10 protein-coding genes and 1 other annotated feature are annotated in these 14,683 nt (G+C 38.8%); of the genes, 3 read left to right on the top strand and 7 right to left on the bottom strand.

Annotation, left to right across the window (positions count from 1 at the left end):
• Positions 1 to 15 precede the first annotated feature (15 nt).
• Together ezrA and refZ are read right to left on the bottom strand one after the other, a co-directional pair.
• Positions 16 to 1,704 (bottom strand): septation ring formation regulator EzrA, encoded by a 1,689-nt coding sequence (gene ezrA / locus RCG22_RS21085; RefSeq protein WP_308104567.1) that lies wholly within the window; start codon positions 1,702 to 1,704, stop codon positions 16 to 18.
• Positions 1,705 to 2,019: 315 nt separating this feature from the next.
• Positions 2,020 to 2,652, bottom strand: a complete 633-nt coding sequence (refZ, locus tag RCG22_RS21080) for a forespore capture DNA-binding protein RefZ (RefSeq protein ID WP_308104566.1) — start codon at positions 2,650 to 2,652, stop codon at positions 2,020 to 2,022.
• 157 nt (positions 2,653 to 2,809) lie between these two features.
• Between refZ and RCG22_RS21075 the strand changes: the two genes are divergently transcribed.
• A complete protein-coding gene (locus tag RCG22_RS21075; protein WP_308104565.1) occupies positions 2,810 to 3,292 on the top strand; it encodes a GAF domain-containing protein in 483 nt (160 codons plus the stop codon).
• Positions 3,293 to 3,323: 31 nt separating this feature from the next.
• On the opposite strand, the gene megL is transcribed toward RCG22_RS21075, so the two are convergent.
• Together megL and RCG22_RS21065 are read right to left on the bottom strand one after the other, a co-directional pair.
• Positions 3,324 to 4,508: a methionine gamma-lyase gene (gene megL, locus RCG22_RS21070; RefSeq protein ID WP_308104564.1), complete on the bottom strand. Its 1,185-nt coding sequence runs from the start codon at positions 4,506 to 4,508 to the stop codon at positions 3,324 to 3,326.
• Between the two features lie 93 nt (positions 4,509 to 4,601).
• On the bottom strand, positions 4,602 to 6,035 hold the full coding sequence (locus RCG22_RS21065) for a sensor domain-containing diguanylate cyclase (RefSeq protein ID WP_308104563.1): 1,434 nt from the start codon (positions 6,033 to 6,035) through the stop codon (positions 4,602 to 4,604).
• Positions 6,036 to 6,426: 391 nt separating this feature from the next.
• Here RCG22_RS21065 and rpsD point away from each other — a divergent pair, with 391 nt between their 5' ends.
• Entirely contained in the window at positions 6,427 to 7,029 is a 603-nt protein-coding gene (gene rpsD / locus RCG22_RS21060) for a 30S ribosomal protein S4 (RefSeq protein ID WP_308104561.1), read from the top strand.
• A gap of 458 nt (positions 7,030 to 7,487) precedes the next feature.
• On the opposite strand, the gene RCG22_RS21055 is transcribed toward rpsD, so the two are convergent.
• Positions 7,488 to 7,676 carry a DUF6954 family protein gene (locus RCG22_RS21055; RefSeq protein WP_308104560.1) on the bottom strand — a complete coding sequence of 63 codons (189 nt, stop codon included), beginning with the start codon at positions 7,674 to 7,676 and terminating at the stop codon, positions 7,488 to 7,490.
• 114 nt (positions 7,677 to 7,790) lie between these two features.
• A complete protein-coding gene (gene tyrS, locus RCG22_RS21050) occupies positions 7,791 to 9,044 on the bottom strand; it encodes a tyrosine--tRNA ligase (RefSeq protein ID WP_308104558.1) in 1,254 nt (417 codons plus the stop codon).
• Between the two features lie 50 nt (positions 9,045 to 9,094).
• Positions 9,095 to 9,314: a binding site (T-box leader), on the bottom strand.
• Between the two features lie 145 nt (positions 9,315 to 9,459).
• Here tyrS and RCG22_RS21045 point away from each other — a divergent pair.
• The gene (locus RCG22_RS21045) at positions 9,460 to 12,300 is read left to right on the top strand and encodes a transglycosylase domain-containing protein (protein ID WP_308104557.1); all 2,841 of its coding nucleotides are present in this window, start codon (positions 9,460 to 9,462) and stop codon (positions 12,298 to 12,300) included.
• A 648-nt stretch (positions 12,301 to 12,948) separates the two neighbouring features.
• Here the strand turns inward: RCG22_RS21045 and acsA are convergent.
• A complete protein-coding gene (gene acsA, locus RCG22_RS21040) occupies positions 12,949 to 14,667 on the bottom strand; it encodes an acetate--CoA ligase (RefSeq protein WP_308104556.1) in 1,719 nt (572 codons plus the stop codon).
• Positions 14,668 to 14,683: the final 16 nt, after the last annotated feature.

Raw genomic sequence — 14,683 nt, 5'->3', positions numbered from 1 at the left:
TCGGTTTTTAATTATTTATTCTAATACAAATGTGGCCTTTATTTTTTTCAATGCATCTGGGTCAATAATATCAAGTGTTGCGGCGGCTTGTTCTAAAGCCTCTTGATATTCATAGTGTCTAAATGCCATCTCTGCATCAGATAATCCTTTCGCGACAGCAGGATATTGGCTTTTATACCGATTTCCATATTGAATAGCTTTTTCCGCCAACATTACATTTTCTAGCAGCTCAATCGTTGAATTAGTAAGCTTTTCCACCGTTAATACAGCAATTTCTAAATATTGATTTAGAGCGGAAATGTTAAGCGGCTTTTCTTCAAGCTGGTACTTTACATTTTGAAGACTGTCATTGGTATCCTCAAATAAATACTTATAATCTTCAGGCAGGCCCGGGACATTACTCTTAGATACGAGGCGCACCGTCTCCCCAACTTTTTTGCTAAGTTCTTTAAGCTTTTCTCTTGCTTCAAATTCATCTTTCCTAAGGGCTTGAAGTTTTAAGGCAAAATCTTGCTGCCCTTCTCGGATGATATCCAATTGTTCTTTAATTTGCGCCAACTCTTCACTAATCACTGTTTGTGCGGTTTCGTTGATCTTTACTTTTTCAATCAGAATCTCGAAATGCTTATAAACAGTGGAAAGTTCTTTTTCCAATTGTCGCTGCGTTTCAAAATCACCTTCCGACAACTGGTAGCTTTCTTGAACATGGATAACTTCACTAGAAAGATGACTATTTTCCTCTTGGGCAGAAACTAGAAGATCACTAGCAAGTTTTTCATTTTTTATAACGAAATGCTTGGCGAGAACTTCTTTTTCTAATAAATCAAAAAGGACATCAATTCTTTCCTTTACTTCTTTTATTCCATCGGCCGCTTCGTCAATTTTGGCAGCTTCGATAAGCACTAAATTCTCAGACATCTTTTCTTCTAACCGCTTGATTTCTTTCTCAACATTAATATGCTCTAAATAGTATTCCTGACCAGACATTTCACGATAGCCGTCAAGAATATCAGAAAGCTGATTTGGAAGAAGCGATTGACATTCAATTAATAATTGCGGAATCAAGTCCATATCTCTTTTGATGTTCCCAAGCTGACTATGAATCGTTAAAACTACTTCACGGGCTTCAAGATAATTACCATGCTCTGTTTTTTCATCAAATTCCTGAAATTTTAGCGACACACCGTTAAGTTGTTCCTCTAAACTCTTTTCAGAATTGCCAAAACTGTGACGATGTGCAAGCAGCATTTTCTTTGATTCTCTATACTGATCTTTTAATTCTTCTATTTCAACTCTGTTCTTTTCCTCACTCCCTACCAATTCATGTAACTCTTCTACTATACTTTTTATTTGATCCTCAGTTTCTTGTAACTTTGCATTAATTGCTTGCTGGACACCTTTTGCTTTACTGAATCGGTACCGATCTATGTACTCTTCTGCATCAAAAAGCATTTCCTCTAATTCAGGAAGTTGTACCGTCACCACATCGTCCCATTGATTTCGCCACCGTTCGAAAAGCTCTTCTGTTTGTCCAGTCATATTGAGTAGCTTCACTTTTGACATTTCATCCAGTACTGGACGATTCATTAAATCGATTTTCCACGCTTCCAATCGATCCATTTCCTTAAAGTACCTTTTCTTTATTAAATACCCCATTACAAATAAGGCTAGTAATAGGATAAAAAATCCAATGAAATATTTCACAAGTAAGCCTCCTATTTCCAAAACATTCTTTCAAATTTCAGATTATATGCATCTATTATAAAAAAAACGCTTAATGTTTTATTCAATGCTATTATGATACCATGTAAACGACATTTTTTGACTATTAATTTCATTTTTTTTGTAAAATAAAAAAATAGCGATTGCCGCTATTTTATCCCGCATAACGGGCAGTAGCCCATTTATGAAAAAGAATTACCAAAAATCCCTTCTTATTGTATAGGGAAACTGCCCGTAAATGCCCGATTGGTTCAACTAACAAATATTGGAGGATGAACCTCTCCACTATTTAAAGTTTCACCTTATGACTGCACCCATTTTCATTGGGATATCCGAACATAAAGTTTTATCAATCCACAAATTTATATCCTTTAAGTATTTCTGCTCGAAAAATGGCTCATTGGGAAATACGTATAAAACTTCCCTCATATAATGTGTATTCATAAATGGCATCATCAATAATCCTTTTAACTGAATAATTAAATATGGAATTGAGTGGGGGCGAAATTCATTCCATTCAAAACCTCGCTCAAATACTAATTGAAAATAGTATTTTTCCTTAAGTAAATAAGTAGACATAATTTCCCTGACAACTTGCGAGTCCATGGACATCTCCCGATAGACTAGACTGGCTAATTTACTATTTTCACATTGATAATGAAGTAAATCAGCAACCATTTTCTTTAAGCAATTCTTTGCTCCTTTATCTATCGATGCATAGGCTTCTTCCATCTTACTAATATATTGTTCAAAAAAATTCGTAAAGCAATATTCTAGCAGACCTGGTTTATTTTCGAAGTGGTAGGCAATTGTGGCTGTATTTACTTTTGCCAGACCGGCGATATCCCTAATTGATGTTCCCGAGTATCCATTGGACTTAAATAATGTGATCGCGGCCTTAACAATTTCTTCTTTAGCGTTTTTCTTCATATATTGTCCCCTTTCTGGTCTACTCCAAAAATCCCCTTACCTAATGATTCTTTGCTTCACGACAGATTCCTTTATGAAATTATCGACAAAGTCTGCTAATATTCATGTAAATTTGATAAAATACTTATATAAATTGTTGAAATGAAAGGTGAACACCATGTTTAACGTCGAAATGTACAAGGCGAGTCGTGAAGAAAATTATGATCTGGTAAAAAAACAGCTCCATGCTCTTATTCATGATGAGAAAAATCAGATAGCAAATCTCAGCAATGCAAGTGCCCTGCTGAATCAGTTTCTTGACCGAATTAACTGGGTTGGATTTTATTTAATGGATACGAATCAACAACTAGTATTAGGGCCATTCCAAGGTCTCCCAGCATGTATCCGTATTCCTTTAGGTAAGGGGGTATGCGGGACGTCTGCTTTGAAAAAAGAAACCGTTCTTGTCGCAGATGTAAACCAATTCCCTGGCCACATTGCTTGTGATGCAGCCTCTCAATCCGAAATTGTAATCCCTCTCATGAAAGATGGACAACTGCTTGGGGTTCTGGATATTGATTCACCTGAAAAAAATCGATTTGATGCACTAGACCAGAAAAAACTGGAAGAATTCGTTGCTATTTTAGTTGAACATCTATAGATAAAAGCCCCGAGAATTCTCGGGGCTTTATTCAGACCTTTTCCAGTGCCTGTTCAAGGTCGGCTTGGATGTCCTCCCACGCTTCTAGACCAACAGATAGACGGAGCAAAGTGTCTCCAATCCCCATTTTTCTCCGTTCTTCCTCTGGAACAACGGCATGGGTCATCGTAGCGGGGTGCTGTATTAATGTTTCTGTGTCACCAAGACTTACTGCTATTTTTATTAATTGTAATTGATTCATAAACTGTTGAGCCGATTCCTTGCTTCCCGTTATCGTGAATGAAATGAGCCCGCCTGAATGTTTCATTTGCTTTTTTGCAATTGGATAATCTCGGTGATCTGGGTCTCCAGGGAAATAAACCGCTTCAATTTTCGGGTGGCTTTTCATAAATTCAAATAGCTTTTGGGCATTTTCACAATGGCGGTCCATACGCACTGGCAGTGTTTTAATGCCTCTTAGCAACAGCCATGCATCAAATGGAGAAATGATCCCACCGATGTCTTTTTGGGTAGTCCGTGATACCTGCCTAATAAACTCCTTCTTACCAATGACGAGACCGGCGATAACATCCCCATGTCCACAGATATATTTTGTTGCACTATGAATAACTACATCACAGCCGAGGGTAAGAGGCGTTTGAATATAAGGGGAACAAAAAGTGTTATCAACCACGACGGGTATACCTTTTTCATTGGCCAACCTTGCAACCATTTCCAGATCAACAAGCTTCATGGTCGGATTGATTGGCGTTTCGATATAGATACAGGCTGTATTTGGACGGATCTCCCTTTCTAATCTTTCCGTTGAATCCATAATGGAAAAATCATGTTCTATTCCATATTTCTCTTTTAATAACTCCAATAATCCAAAGGTACAGCCGTACACTCCTTTTGAACATAGAATATGGTCCCCTGTTTTTGTTAAGGCTACCAGCACAGCACTCACTGCCGCCATTCCGGACGAAAAGGCTAAACCTGCTTCCCCTTGTTCAAGGACAGCCATCCGTTCTTCCAGTATTTTTACCGTTGGATTTCCCAAGCGTGAATAAATAAATCCCTCTTCTTGCCCCGCAAATCTTTTTTCCCCTTGTTCCGCGCTGGCAAATGTAAAAGTGGATGTTTGATACAACGGAGGAACTAAACTATCTTGATGTTCATCCGCACGATAGCCTGCATGTATAACTTCCGTTTCAAATCGTGATTTCTTATTTTTCATTTTTGGACCCCTCCTATTTGAAAGCGTTTTCATTTTATATTATATTATGTCGGCTGGGTAAAAATCGTTAGGGCACTCCTAAATGTGCCCCCCCTAACTTACTCTTATATTATCTTTTTGAATGACCACCCTGTTCTTCCCGGTTCCTTTTGCAATATACAATGCTTCATCTGCTCGTTTAAATAAGTAATTATAGGCATCGAGCTGCTCCTTATTCCAATAAGAAACACCACATGACACTGTAATATGCGGATCAGAGCATTCAGATACTTTTTTGACTAATCTTTCAGCAATAGCTGCTCCCCTGTCTAAAGGAACCCCAGGGAGATAAAGGGCCAATTCTTCCCCACCCCAACGGGCCCCTATATCTTCGCCACGAATGTTACGTTTAATAAGGTTTGCTACCTGTACTAGAACTTTATCTCCAACCTGGTGTCCATATGTATCATTTAGTTCTTTAAAATTATCAATATCAATTAAGATAAAGGTGCCCTCTTCAGACTCTTTCATTGACCACTGAATCTTATCATCTAAAAACTTGCGGGAATGGAGCTTGGTAAGATGGTCTGTAATAACCATATGTTCTAACTCTTCTCTAAGCATTGAATTGGTTAGGGCAAGCGACGAATGATGGATTAGTGATTGCAAGAGCTTAAATGTATCAAAGGAAAAGAAATAAGGTTCTTTATGCATCACTATAGAGAAACCTTTTAATTTTTCACTTTCAATCATTGGAACTGCAAGAATCGAATGAAAGCTTGTCTTGCTTTTTATATTTTGCAAATTGCTATCACCAATAAATATAGGATTTTTATCTAATTCGATTTTTCCCTTTATATAATCAATATAGATTTGGGCTTGTTTAGTGTAAAAGTATGGAGTTGAGCCTGGGAGTATTTTTACATTTACTTGTTCATTTAAGAATAAGAAAAAGCCAACTTCTTGCGCATCAATAGAGGCGATAATTTGTTCTGACATATATGTCATCGTATCAACCAAACGCAGGTTAGAATTTAAACTGTGAGAAGTTTCGTTGATTAGTTGTAAATTGGCGATTTCTTGCTTTGACTGTTGATAAAGGTGAGCATTTTCTATAGAGCTTCCTACAGATTCAGCCAATAAGCTTAAAAACTCCACCTCATTTGCCGGAAATTCAGTGGTATCCACTGCAATTAACTGCAATACTCCATAAGTAACCTGCTTTCCTTTTAATGGCGCATAAATAATAGCATGTTTGTTAGAAGATGAAAATTCAAATTGAAGCTCACCCGTTGCATAGGCTTTAATGGCAGCAATATTTTCACTATCATATTCAAGATCTATAATGGGAAGGTCACTGTGGTTATAAGTATCCTGTGAGAGCAATAAGGAAAATGAGAAGTCAGGGTACACTTCCTTCAGGGCTAAGCAAAATTCTCCCAAGAGGATATTTACATCAAGAAAGGAATGAAGCTTTTCTATAATTAGTATTAATTGTTTATATCTATTAACTTGCACATGTAAATCATTGCATTCGAGAATTTCCATATAGGTTCCACCTGATCTAATTCCAGATTTATACATTGTACCCTAATTATAGTTAATCTTCAGACACTTTGGCGATATATATTTGTATAAATTATTAATTTTGATAAAATAATTTTTCCGACAAAAAATTCACATGTTGCGACTACTTAAAAATATACTTGACTTTAAAGGTATAAAAATTATATAATACTCCTTGTGTAAAATATTGCAGCCTATGTGAAAACTTTATTCGTCTCATTTTGTTCCTCATGAAGGCATATTGCTTTTATTTGATGGTGTATCTTGTAACCCTCTGCTGCTAGGGCGAAGGTGCATGAAAACAAAATGGCTGTAAAGCGTCTCATAACGGTTTTTATTTTACCAAAATAAAAACACGAAGGAGGAGTCATTCATGGCTCGTTATACTGGCTCAAGCTGGAAAATTTCCCGTCGTCTTGGAATCTCTCTAAGCGGCACAGGTAAAGAATTAGAAAAGCGTCCTTACGCTCCTGGACAACATGGTCCAAACCAACGCAAAAAGCTTTCTGAATACGGATTACAATTACAAGAGAAGCAAAAGCTTCGTCATATGTATGGCGTAACTGAGCGTCAATTCCGTAATCTTTTTGATAAAGCAGGTAAATTAGGCGGCGTACACGGTGAAAACTTCATGGTTCTTCTTGAATCACGTCTTGACAACGTTGTTTACCGTTTAGGTCTTGCTCGCACTCGTCGTGCAGCTCGTCAATTAGTTAACCATGGTCATATTATGGTTGATGGTGCTCGTGTAGATATCCCATCATACCGTTTGAAAGCTGGTCAAACAATCAGCCTTCGTGAAAAGTCACGCAATCTTGATGTTGTGAAAGAAGCTGTTGAAGTTAATAACTTCGTTCCTGATTTCTTAACTTTTGATGTAGACAAATTAGAAGGTACATTCACTCGCTTACCAGAGCGCTCTGAATTGCCAGCTGAAATCAACGAAACACTTATCGTCGAGTTCTACTCACGTTAATAAGGTCAAAACCCTCATGCTATATGGCATGAGGGTTTTTTCTCGTTATTCAGGTGTAAAATCTGCAACTCATTTGTTTGAAAAAATATTGTTGGAATGCATAAGTTGAGGTTAATCAGCAAAAGTAAAATAAGCGGAGAATTTCCGGTTAAATGCAGAATAGAGGTCGTTTTGGGGTATTTAAGCGGAGATTTTCCGCTTATGCAAAGCTGAATCTCCCATTTTTGAATTTTTCGAGTAAATAGGCGGAATCTCTCCGCCTATTTAAGCCTTTTTCAAAGCTATTTTCTAAATAGACAGAATCTTTCCGTCTATTTATCAGCTCGGGAGTTTAACCTCCCCGCCCATCGATAAGAAAAGACGTATGCCAATTCATACGTCTTTTCTTATGTCACTTAATATGAAAGCACCCGGAAAAGGAAACCCCTAACGGTTTGGCTGAGGGCTTTTTCTAATTACTATCTTCGATTGACCCAGTGAATAGATTTCCGATATAAAAACATCAGGATTATATAAATAACCAATACGATTGCTGCTGTCCATAATCTTTCTTGTAAAATCCCATCTGCAAATAAAACAGGACCAAGTCCGAAAAAGGTAACAAGAGCGATGAGTATAATAAATACTGAGTGTAATAAAATTTTCAATCTATTAGCCCCCTATTAGTTCCTTATATATTAGACGAATTATACTAACCTATTGTTACATGGATATCTTTGCATTAGAAAAAAAGGGCCTTGATCTCCAAAGCCCCTTATAAATTAGTGTTTAATTAACGTGTATTTCTTTTTTCCTCGTCTAATAATCGTAAACCGACCGTCAATCTGATCCTTTTCAGTAAGGGCATAAGCAGGGTCGGTGATTTTTTCACCATTAACCGTAACCGCACCATTAGCAATGTCTTCGCGAGCCTGTCGCTTAGATGGGGATATTTTTGCCGCAACCAAAAGATCGACTAAATTTTCCTCATTTTGTGAAGAGTAAGCTGGCACATCTTTAAAGCCCTGCTCAATTTCTGCAGCAGAAAGACTACTTACATCCCCACTGAACAACGCCTGCGAAATTTTAATAGCTTGCTGTAAGGAATCTTCACCGTGAATCAAACGAGTCAGTTCTTCTGCTAGCACCTTTTGAGCCTTACGAAGATGCGGCTCTTCCTGAACTGCTTTATCTAATTGTTCGATTTCCTCATGCGATAAGAATGTGAAAATCTTTAAGTATTTAACGACATCAGCATCAGCGGTATTAATCCAGAACTGGTAGAACTCGTAAGGAGTTGTTTTTTCCGGGTCTAACCAAACTGCACCACTTTCCGTTTTCCCAAACTTTGTACCGTCGGCTTTTGTGACAAGCGGGATTGTTAAACCATATGCCTTCGCACCTTCTGGTTGAACCTTCCGAATTAATTCCAACCCTGAAGTGATGTTCCCCCACTGGTCACTGCCGCCAATTTGCAATTTACAATTATGCTGCTCATATAAATGAAGGAAATCCATCGCTTGAAGAATGGTGTAGGTGAATTCGGTAAATGAAATTCCCGTCTCTAGCCTTGATGCAATCGTATCCTTCGCCAGCATGTAATTGACTCCGATATGCTTACCAATATCACGCAAGAAAGTAACAATATCCATTGAGCCTGCCCAATCATAGTTATTAACCATGATTGCCCCATTTTCACCTTCAAATTCGAAAATAGATTCCAACTGTTTCTTAATACCCGCTACGTTATCTTGAACGATTTCAAGTGTTAACAGCTTTCGTTCTTCACTTTTTCCACTTGGGTCGCCAATCAAGCCTGTTGCCCCGCCAACTAAAACAATCGGACGGTGTCCATGCTGTTGAAATCTCCTTAGCGTTAAAAACGGCAATAAGTGGCCGATATGCATACTATCTGCTGTCGGGTCGACACCGCAGTATAATGAGATTGGTTCCTTGTTCAATGAATCCTTTAAACCTTCTTCATCGGTTTGCTGGTAGATAATTCCTCTCCAAGCTAAATCTTGTAATAAATCCATTCCTATTCCCTCCAATTTTGATGAAAAAATAAAAACGCCCCTGCAAAAAATGCAGGGACGTATAATTACGCGGTACCACCCAGCTTGAGGAAAATTCCTCCAACTCAAATAAATTAACGGTTTAGACCGTTCTCTGCTACTACCATTCCATTTTCACAGAGAAAGCTCAAGGACGTAATTCATTCTTCTATATGTATCAGCTTGCACCACCGCTGACTCTCTTGAAACAGGGATAGAAGAACTACAGTTGGTTCCCTTCATAGCTTTAATATAAAATTAATGTATAGTTTTTTTTATCATAATTTATGTTCCTTGTCAAGATAACTGGAAATTTCAGATAAATGTAGAACTTTGTCAGTTTTTATACCTTTGATATGCTATAATGTACTTGATTTTAGATGAGGTGATACTATAGATGGTTGAAAAATTAAAAGCCTGGATCGAAAAAGCAAAATCCGTATTGAATATATTTACCCATAAAAAAACGGTTAAACGAGCACGAATCACATATCAAGTCGTTTGGAACTTGTTTCTACTTGTATTAACTGTCGTAATCCTTGGCGGATCATTTGCAACTGGTGTGGGCGCAGGTTATTTTGCCTCATTAGTGAAAGAGGAACCTGTCCGATCGTATGATAGCATGAAAAAAGATATTTATAATTATACAGAAACATCTGAGTTATATTTTGCAAACAATACTTATCTTGGTAAACTTCATACCGACTTAGAACGAGAAGAAGTAAAATTGGACGATGTTTCGAATGATTTGGTCAATGCCGTAGTTGCTACCGAAGACGAATACTTCTATAAGCATAAGGGTGTTGTCCCGAAAGCTGTATTTCGAGCCGTTTTCCAAGAAGTAACTAACTCTGCCGTTCAATCAGGCGGCAGTACATTAACACAGCAGTTAATAAAAAACCAAATTTTAACAAATGAAGTCTCGTTTCAAAGGAAAGCCAATGAAATTTTACTTGCTCTTCGTTTAGAGAAATTTTTTGATAAAAAAGAAATTCTTGAAGCTTATCTCAACGTGTCTACGTTAGGAAGAAATTCGTCTGGGCGAAACATTGCCGGTGTCCAAGCAGCTGCAAAAGGGATTTTTGGTAAAAAGGCGAGTGATTTAACACTTCCACAAGCCGCCTTCATTGCCGGATTGCCGCAAAGCCCATTCGGTTATACCCCCTTTACAAGAGAAGGTACTATAAAAGAACCGAAGTATCTTGAACCAGGTCTTAATCGGATGAAAACCGTCCTAAAGAGAATGTTTGACGGTGGCTATATTACCGAAAAACAATATGCAGAAGCCTCTGCCTACGATATTAAAAAGGATTTTATTAAACCGATTGCTAACCCACTGGAAAAATACCCTTGGTTAACAGTTGAAATCGAAAAGCGTTCAATCGAAGTCCTAACCACCGTCTTAGCAAAAAAGGATGGGATATCAGAGAAGGACTTGAAGAACGATGATAATCTAACCTATAAGTATCATATTCTAGCTCGTAATGCTCTGCGTCAAAATGGCTATCAAATTCATTCAACTATTGACAAAAAAGTATATGATGCGATGCAGAAGGTTAAGGATAAATATCCATATTATGGTCCTGATAAACCTCAGGAAAAAAAGGATCCAGAAACTGGAGAAATAAAAACAGTGATGGAGCCTGCTGAAGTTGGTGCGGAACTGATCGAAAATAAGACTGGAAAGATAATCAGTTTTGTTGCTGGAAGGAATTATGATGATCAACAGCTAAATCACGCAACTAATGCAATCAGACAAAACGGTTCTACCATGAAACCTCTTCTTATTTACGCTCCAGCGATGGAGTTAGGAAAAGCAGCTCCGGGGACACCGCTGCCAAACGTAGCGTTAAGCTTAGCACCCGGTAGAAGTGACCCATGGCCGCAAAACTATGACTATCGGTACAGCGGATTGGTTTCCGCAAGATATGCCCTGGCGAAATCCTATAACGTTCCAGCGGTTAAACTTTACAAAAGTATTGTGGATCAACGGCCTGCCAAGTATCTTGAAAAAATGGGATTTACCTCTTTAACAAAAGACGATTATATCAATCTAGCTACTTCCATCGGCTCCATGACAAATGGAGTAACGATTGAAGAAAATACAAATGCTTTTAGTACCTTTGCTAATGATGGAAAATTTATTGATGCCTATATGATTGATAAAATTGTCGATAAAAACGGCAAGGTCATCTATCAGCACCAAGTAAAACCTGTTAAAGTCTTTAAACCGCAAACAGCTTATTTAACAATCGATATGATGCGAGACGTTGTTACTATGGGAACGGCAGCAAGTGTTAGAAATCAACTAAATTTCAGTGCTGACTGGGCTGGGAAAACAGGGACGGGAAATCAGTATATAGACTCCTGGTTTGTTGCTTCAAACCCTAACGTTACCTTTGGTCTCTGGAGAGGATATGATACACCAAAATCACTCCAGACCTCTGGAATGTCCTATAGCAGTCGGACCAATACTCTTTGGGCTCAATTAATGAACGCAGCTTATAAAATCCGACCTGATTTAATTGCTCCTAAGAAATCGTTTAAAATGCCAAAAGGAATTGTAAGGCGCTCTTTTTGCGCTGTTTCAGGAATGCTTCCTTCGGAGGCTTGTTCAAAAGCTGGCTTAATTGAATCTGATTATTTCAATGTCAATAATGTACCAAGAAAAGTGGATGACAGCTTAATTGAAGGAAAATTTGTTATGGTGGGTGACAAAAAATATTTAGCTCTGGATTCCACCCCAAAAGAGTTTGCCCAATTTGGTCTTATCTTAAATCCTGATTTCATTAGAAGAATGGTTGGCAGTAACTTCCATAATTACAGTCAACTTATTCCACAAAAGGACCGTTGGGGAAAAATTCTCGTTTCAACTGCAAAAATGTATGATAACGGGAAGAACCCTGTTCGTGTCAGCGTAAAAGTAAAAGGCAATACCTTATCATGGTCTAAATCCGGTGACAATGATGTAGTTGGGTACCGGGTCTATCAAGGCGGAGTAAGCTCTAAAAAAGTAGGCAGTGTAGTCAATGGTTCTAAACGATCATTAAAAGTTGGTACTGGTTCCTTTTATGTAACAGCAGTGGATATTGCTGGTAAAGAGTCGGCCCCATCGAATTTGGTGGAAGCAGGGGTTAAAGTAATCCCACCTGTAGATCCAACTAAGCCGAACGTACCCACAGACCCTAAGGTTCAAACTGAACCAACAGAACCAACTGATCCATCAACCCAACAGTAAATAGCACCGTAAAAAGGGCTTAGAGATGCACATATCTCTAAGCCTTTTTTCATAAAAGCACCAGTAAGTTGTACAAGTTCATTTGACGCTAAAACGAGTTGGATAATAAGCGGAGAAATTCCTCTTATTTATCAAATAGCACTGAAAATAGCCTAAATAGACGGAAGAATTCCGACTATTGGTTCAAAAAACATGAAAATGGGCAATTTTGCTTTGCTTAACCGGAAAATCTCCGCTTATTTTAAGTACCAATGGTTACTCGATTAAGGATAAGACTTCTTTTATAAAAAACCCAAGTGAATCTCATTTAGATGCGTTGTGGGAACCTTCCATCTGCGGCATCTCCCCAGCCCTTCTAATCCTGAAGGACTCTACATGCCCTTGAAGGTTACCCATTATAATTAAATCCAACAATCTTTGTAATCCCAACATAATCCATGTACTAAATCCAATAATTATTTCATCCCCTGTGATTTACCCTGTGGATTAGGGAACAATTAGCAATTAAAATTCGCCAAAATGTTGATAGTCTATAAAAAAACCTGTGATTTATATTGTGAATTCAAGTGCGTTTCCTATGTTTTTTATAATGTTTGCACCTCTAAAGTAAACCCGCACCGATTTTCGGTGCGGGTTTTTCGGGACTAATTAATCCTCCATTGTCGAAAGATCACCTGTTGGCAGGTTAAGCTCCCAGGCCTTTAACACACGTCTCATAATCTTACCACTTCTTGTTTTCGGCAGTTTATCACGGAAATCAATTTCACGTGGGGCTGCATGGGCCGCCAGACCTCTTTTTACAAATTGGCGGATTTCTTCTTTTAGTTCGTCCGTTGCTTCATAGCCGTCTCTGAGAGCAATGAATGCCTTAATGATTTCACCGCGAACCGGGTCCGGTTTGCCGATGACACCGGCTTCAGCAACAGCAGGATGCTCGACAAGCTTGCTTTCTACTTCAAATGGTCCAACGCGCTCGCCTGAGGTCATAATGACGTCATCGACACGGCCCTGGAACCAAAAATATCCATCTTCATCCATGTAAGCAGAATCTCCTGACACGTACCAGTCACCAGGCATAAAGTAAGATTCATACTTCTCCGGATTATTCCAAATGGTATGCATCATCGAAGGCCAGCCTTTTTTAATCGCAAGGTTCCCCATCCGATATGGCGGCAGTTCAATCCCTTGATTGTCAACAATCGCTGCCTCTACACCTGGAATCGGTTTTCCCATCGAACCAGGTTTGATCTCCATACATGGATAGTTACTAATAAGCTGAGCACCAGTTTCAGTCATCCACCAATTATCATGAATACGCTTATTGAATACCTTTGACCCCCACTTAACCACCTCTGGGTTCAATGGTTCACCCACGCTTAGGACATGGCGGAGGCTGCTCAAATCAAATTTCTTTACTAATTCATCGCCTGCACCCATTAACATCCGAAATGCCGTTGGTGCACTGTACCATACCGTTACCCCGAAGTCTTCAATCATTTGGTACCAAGATTCAGGACTAAAGCGGCCGCCAACAATTACGTTCGAGGTTCCTGTTAGCCATGGTCCAAAGATTCCGTAGGTGGTCCCTGTTACCCAGCCTGGGTCCGCTGTACACCAGTACACATCGTCTTCTTTTAAATCAAGAACCCATTTAGCTGTTTGATAATGCTGAATCATTGCATTATGTACATGCAAAACGCCTTTTGGTTTACCAGTAGAGCCAGATGTGTAATGGAGGATTAGACCGTCCGTTCTGTCCACCCATTCAATACGAAGATTCTTACTTGCTCCTTCAAATTTTTTCAAGAAATCAATATATGGACCTTGTTCATCCACATTACTTCCAATGAGGAAAATATGCTTCAAAGCAGGCAGGTCTTGTACCGGTACCCGGTCTAACAGTTCAGGAGTCGTCACCAAAACTTTTGCTTCACTGTCTTGCAGACGGTCCCTGACAGCCCCTTCCATGAATGCTTCAAATAAAGGGCCAACGATTGCCCCAAGTTTAATGGCACCTAAAACCGTAAAGTAAAGTTCAGGAGAGCGCGGCATAAAAATAAAAACACGGTCACCTTTTTCTACATCTCCGTATGTTTTCAACACATTTCCGGCTTTGTTTGATAACTCTTTCATTTCCTTAAAGGTGTACTTCTCATTTCTAGCACCATCACGATAGTAAAGAGCCACTTTATTTTTACGAAAGGTCTTCGCATGACGGTCAATGGCCTCATATGCCATATTGACAAGCCCCGTTTCACTCCATGTAAACTCTTTTTCAGTTTCTTTCCAGTCAAATTGCTTGTACACTTCTTGATAATTACCTAGATTATGATCCCCTTGAACAACTGGCAACGCTTCCACTTTCATTAATGCTCCCCCTTTG

It is taken from the genome of Neobacillus nitrireducens, assembly GCF_030915405.1.
GTDB lineage: Bacteria > Bacillota > Bacilli > Bacillales > Cytobacillaceae > Neobacillus.
The sequence above is the reverse complement of the archived record's forward strand: the minus strand, read 5'-3'. Positions and strand labels throughout refer to the sequence as shown.